Below are 15,674 nucleotides of genomic sequence, written 5' to 3'. Positions count from 1 at the left end.
GAGATCTCCGCGTGAGCGACACCACGACCACGTCCTCGACCGCCGCCCTGCGCCGGCTGGTCCCGCGGATCTTCTCGCGCGCGCAGCCCTCCGGCGCCGTCGACACCCTGGTGCGGACGGTGCGCACGCACCATCCCAAGAGCGACATCGCGCTGATCGAGCGGGCCTACTCCGTCGCCGAGCGGGCGCACGCGAATCAGAAGCGCCGCAGCGGCGAGCCGTACATCACGCACCCGCTGGCCGTCGCGCAGATCCTCGCCGATCTCGGCATCGGCTCGAAGACCATCGCCGCGGCCCTCCTGCACGACACCGTCGAGGACACCGACTACAAGCTCGACGAGCTCCGCGCCGACTTCGGCGACGAGGTCGCCATGCTCGTCGACGGCGTCACCAAGCTCGACAAGGTCAAGTACGGCGACAGCGCGCAGGCGGAGACGGTCCGCAAGATGATCGTCGCGATGTCCAAGGACATCCGCGTGCTGATCATCAAGCTGGCCGATCGTCTGCACAACGCGCGCACCTGGGGCTTCGTGCCCGCCGAGTCCGCGGCCCGCAAGGCGACCGAGACTCTCGAGATCTACGCGCCGCTGGCGAACCGACTCGGCATCCAGGCGATCAAGTGGGAGCTCGAGGACCTGTCCTTCGCGGTGCTCTACCCGAAGATCTACAACGAGATCGAGAGCCTCGTGAAGGTGCGGACCCCGCAGCGCGAGGAGTTCGTCCAGAGCATCATCGACCTGATCGGCGAGGACCTGCGGGCGGGCAAGATCCGCGGCCGCGTCGTCGGCCGGCCGAAGCAGTACTACTCGATCTACCAGAAGATGGTGGTCCGCGGCCGCGACTTCGACGAGATCTACGACCTGGTCGGCATCCGCGTGCTCGTGAACTCCGTGCGCGACTGCTACGCCGTGCTGGGCTCGATCCACGCGCGCTGGAGTCCGATGCCCGGCCGCTTCAAGGACTACATCGCGACGCCGAAGTTCAACCTCTACCAGTCGCTGCACACGACCGTGATCGGGCCGAAGGGCCGCGCGGTCGAGATCCAGATCCGCACCAACGAGATGCACCAGCACGCGGAGTTCGGCATCGCGGCGCACTGGAAGTACAAGGAGCAGATGGCGACGGGCAAGGTCGCCTCCGGCTCGAACGACACCGACCTCGCCTGGCTCGCGCACCTCTCCGACTGGCAGTCCGAGACGACCGACCCGAACGAGTTCCTCGACTCCCTCCGCTTCGAGATCGGCGCGAAGGAGGTCTACGTCTTCACGCCCAAGGGGCGCGTCATCGGCCTGCCGACGGGTGCGACCCCGGTCGACTTCGCCTACGCCGTGCACACCGAGGTCGGCCATCGCACGATGGGCGCGAAGGTCAACGGGCGCCTCGTGCCACTCGAGTCCTCGCTGACCACCGGCGACGTCGTCGAGGTCTTCACCTCGAAGAACCCCGACTCCGGCCCGAGCCAGGACTGGCTCAACTTCGTGCAGAGCCCGCGGGCCCGCAACAAGATCCGCCAGTGGTTCACCAAGGAGCGCCGCGACGAGGCGATCGAGCAGGGCAAGGACTCCATCGCGCGGGCCATGCGCAAGCAGAACCTGCCGCTGCAGAAGCTGATGAGCCAGGACACCTTCACCGAGGTGGCCAGCCAGCTGCGCTACAACGACGTCGAGGCGCTCTACGCGGCCGTCGGCGAGGGGCACGTGTCGACCCAGTCGGTGCTCGAGAAGGTCGTCGCGACGATCCAGGGCGACCCGGAGTCGGACGAGCACGAGGTGACGCTGCCGCGCTCCCCGCGCCCGCGCAGCCGCAGCAGCGAGTCCGGGGTCCTGGTCAAGGGTGCGCCGGACATCCTGGTGAAGCTCGCGAAGTGCTGCACCCCGGTGCCGGGCGACCAGATCGTCGGCTTCGTCACCCGCGGCGCCGGCGTCTCGGTGCACCAGGCGAACTGCCACAACGTGCAGGAGCTGCTCAAGGAGCCCGAGCGGATCGTCGACGTCGAGTGGGCGCCGTCCTCCAAGAGCATCTTCCTGGTGCAGATCCAGGTGGAGGCGCTGGACCGATCGGGTCTGCTGAGCGACGTCACGCGGGTGCTCTCGGAGCACCACGTCAACATCCTGTCGGCCACCGTGTCGACCTCGAGCGACCGACTGGCGATCAGCCGCTTCGTCTTCGAGATGGGCGACACGACGCACCTCGACCGCGTGCTCAACGCCGTGCGCCGGATCGACGCGGTGTACGACGTGTACCGGGTCAACGCCGGCTGACCGCGGCCTGATCGCCGGTGCCGGGCGCAGTCCCGGCGCCGGTGCCGGGCGCAGTCCCGGCGCCGGTGCCGGCCTCAGCGCAGGGCGCTCCGCAGCCGCTCGAGGGCGATCCTGCGGCCGGCGACCGGTGCGCCGGTCTCCAGGCGCTCGAGCACGCGGGCGAGCGGAGTGGCGGTCACGGCGGCCAGGGCGCGCAGGAGTCCGTCGCCGGCGGCGTCCCGGGTGCGCGCGAGGTCGATCAGCGTCCGCTCCGGCGTCGTCACCGGGCAGCCGCCGAGCACGACGACGTCCTCGTCGGTGAGGCGCACCTCGTGGAAGCGCACCCGCGCCAGCATCGGCGGGTGCAGGCGGTTCCGCCGGTCGATGGAGGCGCTGTGCACCCGCGGTGCGTCTGTCACGGCGCCGTGCACCCAGGCGGCGGACGTGCGATCGGCGACCGTCCCCTTCGGCAGCACCGCGAGCAGCGCCGCCCCCCGCTCCGGCGGTCCGAGCGGCAGGTCGGCGAGGAGGAAGCCCTCGTCGAGCGCGACCACCTCGCCGTCGAGCCGCGCGGCGCACAGCTCGGCGAGCGGCAGGTGTCCTGGGAGCAGAACGGAGGGGAGGCGCGTCATCCGCCCATGGTGGACGACGCACCTCCCCTCGGGGGAGCTCCGAGCGGATCTGTGGAGGGATCCGCTCCGCGGGATCAGCCCAGGGCGTCCAGCCAGACCTTGCGGGCGTCGAGCGCCTCCTGGGCCTGGGCGATGGCCGCGCGGTCGCCGCGGGCCTTCGCCTCGTCGAGCTCGTCCTGCAGCTTCTGGATCGCGGCGGTCAGCTGCGAGGCGAGACCTTCGGAGCGGGCCTTGCGCTCGGGGTTGCTGCGGTTCCAGTGCTCCTCGTCGAGCTTGCGCACGTGCGCCTCGACCTTGCGGAGGCGGTCCTCGACGGTGCGCACCTGCTCGCGCGGCACACGGCCGATCGCGTCCCAGCGCTCCTGGACGGAGAGCAGCACGCGTTTGGCCTTCTCGCGGTCCGGCTCCTGCAGCAGCGGCTCCGCCTCCTCGAGGAGGGCCAGCTTGAGGTCGAGGTTCTCGGTGTACTCGACGCTCTCCTGCGCGACGACCTCGGCCTTCGCACCGTAGATCGCGTCGCCGGCGGCCTTGAAGCGCGCCCAGAGGGCGTCGTCGAACCGCTTGCCCGCGCGACCGGCGACCCGCCAGCGCTCGAGGAGCGCCCGGTACTCCGGGATCGCGTCGGCGCCGCGGGAGACCAGCGCCTCGGCCTGGTCGATCAGCGCCTGCTTGGCCGACTTGGCCTCGCGGTGCGCCGAGTCGAGGTCGGCGAAGAACGCCTTGCGGTTCTGCTCGATCGTCGTGCGGGCCCCGCGGAAGCGGCGCCACAGCTCGTTCGCGTCGTTCTTGGGCAGGCGCGGACCCTGCTGCTGGTGGCTCTGCCAGCGGGCGAAGAGGTCGTCGATCGCGGCGCTGGCCTGCTTCCACTGCGTCTTCGCCGGGTCGACGGCGGCGAGCGCCTCGGCCTCGGCGACGATCGCCTCGCGGTGCGCGATGGCGTCGCTGAGGGCGGCCTTCGTCTCGGCGGCCTGCTGCTCGGTCAGGTCCTCGACGGAACCGCTGAGCGCGCTGACGCGGGTCTGCAGGGCGGCGAGGTCGCCGACGGCGTGCGCCTGCGAGATGGCCGCGGTGAGCGTCTGGACCCCGCGCGAGACGTCGTTGGCCGGAGCGCCGCGCTTGGCCCGCTGCTCGAGCAGGGAGACCTGCCCGGCGAGCTCGGTGTACTTGCGCTCGTAGTAGGCGAGGGCCTCCTCGGGAGTCGCGTCGGGGTACTGGCCGACCTCGCGCTCCTCGTCGCCGACCCGGACGTAGACCGTGCCGTCGTCGCCGACGCGGCCCCAGGGGCGGCGGTCGCCGGCCTGCGGACGGGGAGCGGTCGGCACGACGGGGGGCGCCGCGGCCTCGGGAGCCGCGACCTCCTCGGAGGTCGTCGCGTCCTCGGAGGTGGCCGTCTCGTCGGAGGTGGCCGTCTCGTCGGAGGTCGCAGCCCCGTCCGGGGTCGGCGCCTCGTCCGATGCCGTCGCGTCGTCGGGCATGACCGCCGCGCTCGTCTCGGAGTCGGACGTCGCCGCCTCGGGGGAGTCCCCTCCGCTCTCGGGAGCGTCCGTCTCGGCCGGGGCGTCGGCGCCCTCGGGGGCGCCGCTGCTCTCGGGGACGGCCGTCGTCTCGGAGGACGGGCTGTCGTCGGGGGACACGGTGTCGGGGGTGGACACGGTGTCGATGTCGCCATCTGGAGTCAGCATCGGGTGCCGCCTTTCGCTGTCGTCCCGCCCCTCGGCCTCGGTGCTCGACAGCCGGAGGCCGACGACCGCGCTCAGCCGCGAACGGGCAGTGACGACAAGCCTATTGCACTCCCCGCGCCGCCGGTCGTGCGCGGTCCCGCGGGTCGCCACCGGCGTGCGGAGGCGGCCCGTCGTCGACGGCTACTGCAGCGAGATCCCGCCGATCGCGACCGGCTCGGCGGGGGCGCCGTCGCTGGAGCCGTCCGCCGTGCCCTTGGCGACGACATCGGCGATCAGCGCGTCGAGGCCCGAGGTGACCCGGCCGACCGCGGTGTAGCCGCCCGCGGCGTCCTCGGGGAGCTGGGTGTCCTGGTAGACGACGAAGAACTGGCTGCCCTGGCTGTAGCCGTTGCCGCCCTGGCGGGCCATCGCGATGGTGCCCGCGGGGTAGACGCCGTCGGCGGGGGCGTTCTCGACCGGGCCGTAGCTGTAGCCGGGGCCGCCGGTGCCGTCGCCGTTCGGGTCGCCGCACTGGAGCACGTAGAGGCCCTCGGTGGTGAGGCGGTGGCAGGAGACGCCGTCGTAGAAGCCGGACTGCGCCAAGGAGAGGAAGGAGGAGACGGCCTGCGGGGCGGCGGCGCCGGCGAGCGTGATGCCCAGCTCGTCGCTGTCGATCGACATCGTGCCGTTCCAGTCGCGGCCCTCGGCGATGTCCGCGGAGGGGACGTCGCCGGTGTTCTGGCCGGTCGCCGCGGGCGTGGGGGAGGGCGTGGCGCTCTCGGAGGACGTCGGCTCGGCGACGGGGGTGCCGGGGCCGCCGGAGAAGTAGAGGAGCTGTGCGACGACGGCGAGGGCGATGACGATCACGCCCGCGACGGCCGCGACGACGTTGTCGCGGACCCGGCGCTTCGCACGCGTGCGGTGCAGGCTCTGCCGTGCCTGGTAGGCCCTCAGTCGTGTGCGCGCCTCGCGATCGTTCGTCCTGCCCTGGGCCACGTGTTCCTCCGCCGTCGTGCGTCGCGCCTGCGTCCGGCGCGGCTCCGCGCGAGCGCGGAGCGCGTCGAGCCTACGAGAATCGCCGCACCCTCGCCGGACACGGCGGCGCCGGGAGCCGGGTGGGCGCCGGGGCGACTGTCGGAGGCCGTCGTTACGCTGGTGCGATGACGATGCAGCAGGCCGGACTCCGCTCCGGGGCGACCCCGCTCGCCGTGCGCATGCGTCCTCGCAGCCTGGAGGAGGTCGCCGGGCAGCGGCACCTGCTCACCCCGGGCTCGCCGCTCGTGGCCCTCGCGGCCGACACCACTGGCGAGCGCGGCGCGGTCTCGGTGATCCTCTGGGGCCCTCCCGGCACCGGGAAGACGACGCTCGCGCAGGCGGTCGCGCACTCCAGCGGCCGCCGCTTCGTCGAGCTCTCGGCCGTGACGGCCGGCGTCAAGGACGTGCGGCAGGTGATGGAGGAGGCGCTCTCCACCCGCGACCTCTACGGCACCTCGACCGTCCTCTTCCTCGACGAGATCCACCGCTTCACGAAGGCGCAGCAGGACGCGCTGCTGCCGGGTGTCGAGAACGGCTGGGTCATCCTGATCGCGGCGACGACCGAGAACCCGTCTTTCTCGGTGATCGCGCCCCTGCTCTCGCGCTCGCTGCTGCTCACCCTGAACACGCTCGACGACGACGATCTGGGGCTGCTCGTCGACCGGGCGCTGCACGACGAGCGCGGCCTGCGCGGCTCGGTGCGGCTCGACGACGAGGCGCGGGCGAGCATCGTCCGCCTCGCCTCCGGCGACGCCCGCCGGGCGCTCACCGCGCTCGAGGCCGCCGCCACCTCCGCCCGGTCGGAGGCGCGCGAGGCCGACCGCGTCGCGCGGGCGTCGGCGGTCGAGGACGAGGACGACGAGGACGAGGACGACGAGGAGCCCGCCGAGCCCGCCGAGGCGGAGGAGCCCGAGCTCCCGCTGATCACCGTCGAGGTGGTCGCCCGCGCCGTCGACCGCGCGCTGCTGCGCTACGACCGCAACGGCGACGAGCACTACGACGTGATCAGCGCCTTCATCAAGTCGATCCGCGGCTCGGACGTCGACGCCGCGCTGCACTACCTCGCCCGGATGATCGAGGCGGGGGAGGACCCGCGCTTCATCGCCCGCCGGATCATCGTCTCGGCCTCCGAGGACATCGGGATGGCCGACCCGCAGGCGCTCGTCGTCGCCATCGCGGCGGCCGACGCCGTGCAGTTCATCGGCATGCCCGAGGGGCGGATCCCGCTCGCCCAGGCGGTCGTCCACCTGGCCACCGCCCCCAAGTCGAACGCCTCCTACACCGCCATCGACAGGGCCATCGCCGATGTCCGCGCGGGGAAGGCGGGCCGGGTGCCGCCGCACCTGCGCGACGCGCACTACCCGGGCGCCAAGCGGCTCGGCCACGGCAAGGGCTACCGCTACCCGCACGACGCCGAGCTCGGCGTCCTCGAGCAGCAGTACCTGCCGGACGAGCTGCGCGGCGCGCGCTACTACGCGCCGACGGAGCACGGCAACGAGCGCGACGTCTCGGCCCGGCTGGCGAAGCTGCTCCGCATCATCCGCGGCCGAGGCTGACGATCGCGGGCGGCGGCCTCGAACCGGCGCGTGACGCCGGCGCCCGCGCCTGGTAGTCTTGCGAGGTTGCCCACCGCTCTGTAGCCGAGCGGAGCAGCGCATCCCTCTGAATCGCGCAGTCCGCCACCGCGGTCACCCTGCCTCCCGCACCCGCGGGGGGACACGACCTCGGCGCCCGCCCTCCTCCCGGAGCCGGCGGACGAGGACTGCGACCGAACCTCTCAGACCCTGGAAGGACCACAGTGTCGACCACCTCACGTACCCGTTCGAAGACGCGCCTCTCGCGCGCCCTCGGCATCCCCCTGACCCCGAAGGCCGCCCGCTACCTCGAGAAGCGTCCCTACGCTCCCGGTGAGCACGGCCGCTCGAAGCGCAAGGCCGACTCGGACTACGCCGTCCGCCTGCGGGAGAAGCAGCGTCTGCGAGCCCAGTACGGCATCCGCGAGAAGCAGCTGCGCATCGCCTTCCAGGAGGCGCGCCGCACCCAGGGCCTGACCGGTGAGAACCTGGTCGAGCTCCTCGAGATGCGTCTCGACGCCCTCGTGCTGCGCTCGGGCTTCGCCCGCACCACCGCGCAGGCCCGCCAGTTCGTCACCCACCGCCACATCATGGTGGACGGCCAGACGGTGGACCGCCCCTCCTTCCGCGTGAAGCCGGGCCAGGTCATCCACGTCAAGACCCGCTCCGAGGGCACCGAGCCGTTCCAGGTCGCGGCCGCCGGCGGACACGTCGACGTCCTCCCCAAGACCCCGGGCTACCTCGAGGTCGAGATCGACAAGCTCCAGGCGACGCTCCTGCGCCGCCCGAAGCGCGCCGAGGTCCCCGTGACCTGCGAAGTCCAGCTCGTCGTCGAGTACTACGCGGCCCGCTAGTCAGCGCACCCCCGTTGGAAAGGCCCCGGCTCCTGCCGGGGCCTTTCCTCGTTCCCGGGCCTGCTCGGCGCGCAGCCGCCGCCGTGCAGCCGCGTCGGTCCGGCCCGCGATCCGAGCTCCGGCTCGCAGGGTCCGGGTGTCTCGACGTGCCGGGGGTCCTTCCGGATGCCGGAGGTCTGCCGGTGCCGCACCCGGCCGGACCGGGGCCGCCGCGCGCCGTCGGTAGGCTGGGGTGCCGCATCCGGCGGCGCCGAAACGGAGGTCATCGTGTCCGGTGGAGACATCGCAGGGCTCATCGCCGCGGGGGTGTTCGCGATCCTCGTGGCCGTCGCCGCGATCCCGCTCTGGAAGCTCGGACGGGTCTTCGACAGCACCAGCGAGGCGATCAAGCAGGCCAGCGACGGCCTGACCCCGATCCTCGACGAGTCGGCGTCGACGCTGCGCGAGGCCAACCAGCAGCTCGCCCGAGTCGACACCATCACGAAGGACGTGGCCGAGGTCACCGGCAACGTGAACGCGCTCGTCGCCCTGACAGCGGCGACCATCGGCGGCCCGCTGATCAAGCTCGCCGGCTTCACCGCCGGGGTCCGCGCCGTCCTCGTCGCCGGCCGCACGGCCGACAAGGCGGGTGCCGCGGTCGGACGCGGCGCCGCGCGCCGCTCTCGGCGCACCCGCAGGTCGTCCTCGAAGTAGGCCGCCGCTCGCGCCCTACAATCGAGGGGGTCGTCGCGCCCTCGGGCCGACCGCCGTGTGGAACGCAAAGCTGTGTGGGAGGAAACGCCGTGAAGAACATCGTGCTGATCGTCATCGGGATCGGTCTCGGCTTCGCCGTCGCGCACCAGGTGGCCCGCACCGAGGCGGGCGCCCGGCTCTTCGAGGACCTCAACCGCACGGCGAAGGAGCTCGGCGACGCCGTCTCCGAGGGCTACCACCAGCGCGAGGCCGAGCTCAAGGCCGCCATCGGCGAGGGCTGACGCCCCGCCTCGCCCGAAAGACCCTGCAGGCCCGACAGGCCCCGCAGGCCCGACAGACACCCGCGTCGATCCGATCGACCGAAACGTAACGGAACCCATGCAGACCGCAGACATCCGCAACCGCTGGCTCGACTTCTTCGGAAGCCGCGGGCACACCGTGGTCCCCTCCGCCTCGCTCGTCAGCGACGACCCGAGCCTCCTCTTCACCGTCGCCGGCATGGTGCCGTTCGTCCCCTTCCTCACCGGGGTCGTGCCCGCGCCGTACAGCCGCGCGACCAGCGTGCAGAAGTGCATCCGCACGAACGACATCGAAGAGGTCGGCAAGACCCCCCGCCACGGCACGTTCTTCCAGATGAACGGCAACTTCTCCTTCGGCGACTACTTCAAGGAGGGGGCGATCGGCTACGCCTGGGAGCTCCTCACCGGCAGTGAGAGCGACGGGAACCTCGGCTTCGACGAGAAGGACCTCTGGGTCACCGTCTACAAGGACGACGACGAGGCCATCGCGCTCTGGAAGAGGATCGCCGGCCTGCCCGACGAGCGGATCCAGCGCCTCGACAAGGACACCAACTACTGGTCCACCGGCCAGCCCGGCCCCGCCGGCCCCTGCTCCGAGATCTTCTTCGACCGCGGTCCCGCCTACGGCATCGACGGCGGCCCCGCCACCGACGACGACCGCTACGTCGAGATCTGGAACCTCGTCTTCATGCAGTACCTGCGCGGGCAGGGCACCAGCAAGGTCGACTTCGACATCCTCGGCGAGCTGCCGAGCAGGAACATCGACACCGGCATGGGCCTCGAGCGCGTCGCGTTCCTCAAGCAGGGCGTCGAGAACATGTACGAGATCGACCAGGTGCGCCCGGTCCTCGACCGCGCCGCCGAGCTGTCGGGCCGCCGCTACGGCGCCGTGCACGAGGACGACGTGCGGATGCGCGTCATCGCCGACCACGTGCGCTCGTCGCTGATGCTGCTCTCCGACGGCGTGACGCCGTCGAACGAGGGCCGCGGCTACATCCTGCGCCGCCTCATGCGCCGCACGGTGCGCGCGATGCGCCTCCTCGGCGTCGACACCGCGACCTTCCCCGAGCTGTTCACCGCCTCGCGCGACGCGATGGCGTCGGCCTACCCCGAGGTCTCCACCGAGTTCGAGCGCCTCTCCACCAGCGCCTACGGCGAGGAGGAGGCGTTCCTGCGAACCCTCGCGGCCGGCACCGAGATCCTCGACCTCGCCGTGCTGAAGACCAAGAAGGCGGAGGCGGCGACGCTGCCCGGCGACACCGCCTTCCTCCTGCACGACACCTTCGGCTTCCCGATCGACCTCACCCTCGAGATCGCCGAGGAGTCCGGGCTCAGCGTCGACCGCGAGGCGTTCGACTCCCTGATGACGGCGCAGCGCACGCGCGCGAAGGCCGACGCGAAGTCGAAGAAGAACGCCCTCGCCGACCTCTCCGTCTACGCCGACTTCCGCGCCAAGGGCGAGACGCTCTTCACCGGCTACGACGTGCTCGACACGGAGTCCCGGATCTTCGGCCTCATCGTCGGCGGGCACGCGGTGCAGAAGGCGGTCGCCGGCGACATCGCCGAGGTGATCCTCGAGGCCACCTCGCTCTACGCGGAGTCGGGCGGCCAGGAGGCCGACGCCGGCCGCATCGTCGGCAACGGCTTCGACCTCGAGGTCCTCGACGTGCAGAAGCCCGTCAAGGGCCTGATCAGCCACAAGGTCCAGGTCGCGAGCGGCGAGGTCGGGGTCGGCGACGCCGCCACCTCCGTCGTCGACCGCGACTGGCGCCGCGGCGCCCGCCAGGCGCACTCCGGCACCCACCTCATCCACGCGGCGCTGCGCCAGGTGCTCGGCCCGCAGGCGCACCAGTCCGGCTCGTTCAACAAGGCCGGCTACCTGCGCCTCGACTTCTCCTGGAACCAGGCGCTCTCGCTCGAGACCCGCAGCGAGATCGAGGACATCGCCAACGGCGCGATCCGCGACAACCTCGAGGTCGTCACCCGCGAGCTCCCGCTCGACGAGGCCAAGGCGCTCGGCGCCATGGCGCTCTTCGGCGAGAAGTACGGCGAGGTCGTCCGCGTCGTCGACATCGGCGGCCCCTGGTCGCGCGAGCTGTGCGCCGGCACCCACGTCGGCACCTCGGCCGAGATCGGGTTGATCAGCCTGATCAGCGAGTCGTCGGTCGGCTCGACCAACCGCCGCGTCGAGTCGCTCGTCGGCCGCGAGGCGCTGAGCGAGCTCGTCGCCGAGCGCGCGCTGGTCAGCACCATCTCGTCCTCGCTCAAGACGCCGCGCGAGCAGCTGCCGGACCGCATCGCCGAGCTGGTCGCGAGCCTCAAGGCCGCCGAGAAGCGGATCGCCGGCTTCGAGGCCCGCGCCCTGGCCGAGCGCGTCCCCGCCATCGCCGCCACGAAGCGCTCGATCAACGGCGTCACGATCGTCGCCGAGAACGTCGGCACGGCCGGCTCCGGCGACGAGCTGCGCTCGCTCGTGATCTCGGTGCGCGAGCGCCTCGGCCAGGAGGCGGCCGTCGTCGCCCTCGCGGCCGACGTCGCCGGCAAGCCCGCCGTCATCGTCGCGACCACCCCCGCCGCCCGCGAGCTCGGCCGGAAGGCGGGCGTGCTCGCCCGTCGGGCCGCCGGGATCCTCGGCGGCGGCGGAGGCGGCAAGGACGACCTCGCCCAGGGCGGCGGCTCGGACGTGTCCGCCATCGGCGCCGCGCTGGACGCCGTCGTCGAGGAGGCGACCCGCTAGATGGAGAGGTTCGGCGTCCGGCTCGGCATCGATGTGGGCCGCTCCCGCATCGGTGTCGCGCGCTGCGACGCCGACGGCCTCCTCGCCGTGCCGGTGGAGACGGTCGCGCGCGTCGCGGAGGCGCCGGACGGCGCCGACGTCGCCCGGATCGCGGCCCTCGCCGCCGAGTTCGGTGCGACGGCGATCGTCGTCGGCCTCCCGCTGTCGCTGTCGGGGGCCGAGACGGCCTCGACGGACGACGCCCGCGCCTTCGCGGCGCGCCTCGCCTCCGCCGTCCCGACCGCCCCGGTGCGGCTCGTGGACGAGCGGCTCTCGACGGTGAGCGCCCAGAGCGCTCTGCACCGCTCGGGACGCAGCACCCGCGGCTCCCGCGCCGTGATCGACCAGGTCGCCGCCGTGGTGATCCTGCAGCACGCCATCGATTCCGAGCGCTCGTCCGGTTCCCCCGCCGGGTCTGCGCTCGAACCGAACGAAGGACGACCCACCCGTGACCGACGTCCCCCCGAGCCGCCGCGCCGCCCGCGCAGCCGAGGCCGATCAGCAGAGTCAGCTCCCGCACAGCCCGGAGCAGCGCCCCGCCTCTGAGGCGGAGCACGACCCTCTCGACCACCTGTTCGCCGGCCCCGAGGTCGGCGCCCCGCGCGACCGCGGCGAGTCCGTCGCCGCCGCGCATCCCGACGCCGCCGCCTCGACGCGCCGACGCCGCAAGAAGCGCGCCAGCACGCCCCGCCGCAGTCATCGCGGACTGATCGGCGGGCTCCTCGCCTTCGGCGTCTTCGTGGCCCTCGTCGCGATCGCCGTGACGATCTTCGTCGAGCCGGTCCGCGCGCTCTTCGCGGAGCCGGAGCCGACCGACTTCACCGGCACCGGCACGAGCGAGGTCGTCTTCACCATCCACCAGGGCGACGGCGGCAGCACCATCGCGGAGAACCTGGTCGCGGACGGCGTCATCAAGTCGTACACGCCGTTCTACGAGCTGCTGCTCGCGGAGAACCCCGAGCCCGTCTTCCAGCCGGGCGCCTACTCGCTCAAAGCCGAGATGAGCGCGAAGGCGGCGCTGTCCGCGCTGCTCGACTCCGAGTCGACCCGGCTGGCGAACACCTTCGTCATCCCCGAGGGCACCTCGCTCACGGGTGCGCTGCCGCTGATCGCGGACGGCTCGGGCGTCGCGCTCGCCGATCTCGAGGCCGCCGCCGCGGACTGGGGCTCCTACGGACTCCCCGCCGAGGCGACCAGCCTGGAGGGCTTCCTCTTCCCGGCGACGTACGACATCGACCCGGGCACCTCGGCGCACGACATCCTGCAGACGCTCGTGAACCGGATGTACCAGTCGCTCGACGCGGCGGGCGTGCCGGTCGAGAACCGCTATCGCACCGTCGTCTTCGCCTCGCTCGTGCAGCGTGAGGCGCGCGTCGCCGAGGACTTCCCGAAGGTCGCGCGCGTGTTCCAGAACCGCCTCGACCAGGGCTGGCGCCTGCAGTCGGACGCGACCGTCGCCTACGGCACCGGAGCCACCGACCGGGTGACCACGACCGACGCCGAGCGCAACGACGCGAACAACGTCTACAACACCTACCAGCGCGACGGTCTGCCGCCCGCGCCGATCTCGAACCCGGGCGACGTCGCCATCCAGGCCGTGCTGCAGCCCGCGGACGGCACCTGGCTCTACTTCGTGACGGTGAACCTCGAGACCGGCGAGACGGTCTACTCGACGACCGACGCCGAGCACAACGCCGCGGTGGCGCAGTGGCAGGCGTGGATGCGGGACCACCCGGAGTACCAGTGACCGCGGAGTCGGCGCCGGGCGGGCGCCGGCTGGCGGTGCTCGGCTCGCCGATCGCGCACTCGCGCTCACCCGAGCTGCACGCGGCGGCCTACCGGGTGCTCGGGCTCGACTGGAGCTACACCGCGGTCGAGGCGACGGAGGCGACGCTCAACGCGGTCGTCGCCGATCCGGTCGCGCTCTGGCACGGCCTGTCGCTGACGATGCCGCTCAAGCACGCGGTGCGGCCGCTGCTCGCCGAGGAGGACCTGGTCGCCCGGGCGACCGGCGCCGTCAACACGGTGCTGCTCGACCGCTCCGCCGACGTGCCGAGGCTGCGCGGCTTCAACACCGACGTGGCCGGGATCGTCCGAGCGCTCGGCGAGGCGGGGGTGCTCTCGGCCGAGCGCGTCGAGATCCTCGGGGGAGGGGCGACCGCCGCCTCCGCCCTCGCCGCAGCGGCCGAGCTCGGGGCCGCGCGGGTGACGGTGACGCTCCGCTCGCCGGAGAAGGCCGCTCCGCTCGCCGCGATCGCGGCCGCCGTCGGCGTCGCCCTCGACGTCCGCCCGTTCTCGGAGTGGGACGGCACGGACGCCGCACCGCTGCTCGTCTCGACACTGCCGGGCGGCGCCTCCGCCGAGCTGGTCGTGCCCGACGCCGTCGTGGCGGGCTCGACCCTCTTCGACGTCGCCTATTCGCCCTGGCCCAGCCCGCTCGCGGTGCGCTGGGGCGCGGCCGGCTCGCCGGTGGTCTCGGGCCTCGGCATGCTGCTGCACCAGGCGCTGCTGCAGGTGCGGGTCTTCGTCGGCGGCGACCCGGCCGTGCCGCTGGCGGAGGAGGACGCCGTGCTCGCGGCGATGCGCGCGACTCTCCCGGCGGACTCCGCCCTCTGAGCCTGCGAGGCGCGAGTCCGGTGGGAGGCGTGTGCGAGAATCGGAGGATGCTCCGTTGGCTCACGGCCGGGGAATCCCACGGTCCCGAACTCGTCGCCGTCCTCGAAGGACTGCCGGCGGGTGTCCCCGTCTCCCTCGACGACGTCCGCGCCGACCTCGCCCGGCGCAAGCTCGGCTACGGTCGCGGCGCCCGGATGAAGTTCGAGCAGGACGAGCTGAACGTCTCGTCCGGCATCCGCCACGGCGCCACCACGGGCGGCCCGATCGCGCTGCGCATCGGCAACACCGAGTGGTCGCGCTGGGTCGACGTGATGGCGGCCGAGCCGCGCGACCCCGAGACGCTGCCCAAGGGCCGCGGCGCCGCGCTCACCCGCCCGCGCCCGGGTCACGCCGACCTGGTCGGCATGCAGAAGTACGGCTTCGAGGAGTCGCGCAACGTCCTCGAGCGCGCCTCGGCCCGCGAGACGGCCGCCCGCGTCGCGCTCGGCGCCGTCGCCCGCCGCTTCCTCGGCGAGCTCGGCATCACCCTCGTCAGCCACACCCTCGCGATCGGCCCGGTCCGCGTGCCGGACGGCTCGGCCCTGCCGACCCCCGCCGACGTCGACGCGCTGGACGCCGATCCGCTGCGCTGCCACGACGCCGCGACCAGCGCCCTGATGGTGGCCGAGGTCGACCGTGCGCACGACGACGGCGACACCCTCGGCGGCGTCGTCGAGGTGCTCGCCTACGACCTGCCGCCGGGGCTCGGCTCCTACGTGCACTGGGACCGCCGGCTCGACGCGCAGCTGGCCGCCGCGCTGATGGGCATCCAGGCGATCAAGGGCGTCGAGGTCGGCGACGGCTTCCTCACCACCACCCGCCGCGGCTCCGAGGCGCACGACGAGCTCTTCGTCGCCGAAGGCGGCATCGGCCGCTCGAGCGATCGCGCCGGCGGCACCGAGGGCGGCATGAGCACGGGCACGGTCCTGCGCGTCCGCGCCGGCATGAAGCCGATCGCCACCGTCCCGCACGCGCTGCGCACGGTCGACGTCGCGACCGGTGAGGCGGCCGGCGCGCACCACCAGCGCTCCGACGTCTGCGCGGTGCCCGCCTCGGGCGTCGTCGCGGAGGCGATGGTCGCCCTGGTGCTCGCGAACGCCGTGCTGGAGAAGTTCGGCGGCGACAGCGTCACGGAGACCCGCCGCAACCTGCAGGGCTACCTCGACGCGATCCCGGAGGAGCTGCGCACGCTCGCCGCCAGCGATCCGGCGCTCGGTCTCGTCTGATGCCCGAGCACCTACCGGGCCGGGCCCGC

The 15,674-nt window shown here is 72.9% G+C and carries 12 protein-coding genes and 1 pseudogene; 10 read left to right on the top strand and 3 right to left on the bottom strand.

The window, feature by feature from the left end:
* Positions 1–11: 11 nt before the first annotated feature.
* Positions 12–2,261 (top strand): bifunctional (p)ppGpp synthetase/guanosine-3',5'-bis(diphosphate) 3'-pyrophosphohydrolase, encoded by a 2,250-nt coding sequence (locus HRK28_RS17980; protein ID WP_123446201.1) that lies wholly within the window; start codon positions 12–14, stop codon positions 2,259–2,261.
* 74 nt (positions 2,262–2,335) lie between these two features.
* Here HRK28_RS17980 and HRK28_RS17975 read toward each other — a convergent pair whose 3' ends face one another.
* The 3 genes from HRK28_RS17975 to HRK28_RS17965 form a co-directional block, all read right to left on the bottom strand.
* Positions 2,336–2,872: a type IV toxin-antitoxin system AbiEi family antitoxin gene (locus tag HRK28_RS17975; RefSeq protein ID WP_160089876.1), complete on the bottom strand. Its 537-nt coding sequence runs from the start codon at positions 2,870–2,872 to the stop codon at positions 2,336–2,338.
* Positions 2,873–2,946: 74 nt separating this feature from the next.
* Positions 2,947–4,554 carry a DUF349 domain-containing protein gene (locus tag HRK28_RS17970; protein ID WP_367948468.1) on the bottom strand — a complete coding sequence of 536 codons (1,608 nt, stop codon included), beginning with the start codon at positions 4,552–4,554 and terminating at the stop codon, positions 2,947–2,949.
* Positions 4,555–4,734: 180 nt separating this feature from the next.
* On the bottom strand, positions 4,735–5,529 hold the full coding sequence (locus HRK28_RS17965) for a peptidylprolyl isomerase (protein WP_173252587.1): 795 nt from the start codon (positions 5,527–5,529) through the stop codon (positions 4,735–4,737).
* A gap of 164 nt (positions 5,530–5,693) precedes the next feature.
* Here HRK28_RS17965 and HRK28_RS17960 point away from each other — a divergent pair, with 164 nt between their 5' ends.
* The 9 genes and pseudogenes from HRK28_RS17960 to aroC all read left to right on the top strand — a co-directional run bounded on the left by HRK28_RS17960 (position 5,694) and on the right by aroC (position 15,645).
* The gene (locus HRK28_RS17960) at positions 5,694–7,124 is read left to right on the top strand and encodes a replication-associated recombination protein A (protein WP_173252586.1); all 1,431 of its coding nucleotides are present in this window, start codon (positions 5,694–5,696) and stop codon (positions 7,122–7,124) included.
* Positions 7,125–7,366: 242 nt separating this feature from the next.
* Entirely contained in the window at positions 7,367–7,996 is a 630-nt protein-coding gene (rpsD, locus tag HRK28_RS17955; protein ID WP_123446206.1) for a 30S ribosomal protein S4, read from the top strand.
* A gap of 267 nt (positions 7,997–8,263) precedes the next feature.
* Entirely contained in the window at positions 8,264–8,689 is a 426-nt protein-coding gene (locus HRK28_RS17950) for a DUF948 domain-containing protein (RefSeq protein WP_173252585.1), read from the top strand.
* Positions 8,690–8,778: 89 nt separating this feature from the next.
* The gene (locus HRK28_RS17945; RefSeq protein WP_123446208.1) at positions 8,779–8,970 is read left to right on the top strand and encodes a hypothetical protein; all 192 of its coding nucleotides are present in this window, start codon (positions 8,779–8,781) and stop codon (positions 8,968–8,970) included.
* 97 nt (positions 8,971–9,067) lie between these two features.
* A complete protein-coding gene (gene alaS, locus HRK28_RS17940; protein WP_173252584.1) occupies positions 9,068–11,725 on the top strand; it encodes an alanine--tRNA ligase in 2,658 nt (885 codons plus the stop codon).
* Positions 11,726–12,187: pseudogene (gene ruvX, locus HRK28_RS17935) on the top strand (Holliday junction resolvase RuvX); the annotation flags it as partial. It lies immediately after the preceding gene.
* Positions 12,188–12,212: 25 nt separating this feature from the next.
* Complete coding sequence (gene mltG, locus HRK28_RS20305) at positions 12,213–13,511, top strand: endolytic transglycosylase MltG (protein WP_173252583.1); 1,299 nt, start codon at positions 12,213–12,215, stop codon at positions 13,509–13,511.
* On the top strand, positions 13,508–14,380 hold the full coding sequence (locus tag HRK28_RS17925) for a shikimate dehydrogenase (RefSeq protein ID WP_173252582.1): 873 nt from the start codon (positions 13,508–13,510) through the stop codon (positions 14,378–14,380). The genes mltG and HRK28_RS17925 overlap by 4 nt, the downstream gene beginning before the upstream one ends.
* Positions 14,381–14,427: 47 nt before the next feature.
* The gene (gene aroC, locus HRK28_RS17920) at positions 14,428–15,645 is read left to right on the top strand and encodes a chorismate synthase (protein WP_173252581.1); all 1,218 of its coding nucleotides are present in this window, start codon (positions 14,428–14,430) and stop codon (positions 15,643–15,645) included.
* The last annotated feature ends 29 nt before the right edge of the window (positions 15,646–15,674 follow it).

Origin of the sequence: Rathayibacter sp. VKM Ac-2835 (assembly GCF_013266705.1) — a bacterium.
Lineage (GTDB): Bacteria > Actinomycetota > Actinomycetes > Actinomycetales > Microbacteriaceae > Rathayibacter.
The sequence above is the reverse complement of the archived record's forward strand: the minus strand, read 5'-3'. Positions and strand labels throughout refer to the sequence as shown.

What these genes read in the sequence shown, in the direction of transcription:
- HRK28_RS17975 (WP_160089876.1), bottom strand. Translation starts at nt 2,872, where the DNA reads ATGACGCGCCTCCCCTCCGTTCTGCTCCCAGGACACCTGCCGCTCGCC.
- HRK28_RS17970 (WP_367948468.1), bottom strand. Translation starts at nt 4,554, where the DNA reads ATGCTGACTCCAGATGGCGACATCGACACCGTGTCCACCCCCGACACC.
- HRK28_RS17960 (WP_173252586.1), top strand. Translation starts at nt 5,694, where the DNA reads ATGACGATGCAGCAGGCCGGACTCCGCTCCGGGGCGACCCCGCTCGCC.
- alaS (WP_173252584.1), top strand. Translation starts at nt 9,068, where the DNA reads ATGCAGACCGCAGACATCCGCAACCGCTGGCTCGACTTCTTCGGAAGC.
- aroC (WP_173252581.1), top strand. Translation starts at nt 14,428, where the DNA reads ATGCTCCGTTGGCTCACGGCCGGGGAATCCCACGGTCCCGAACTCGTC.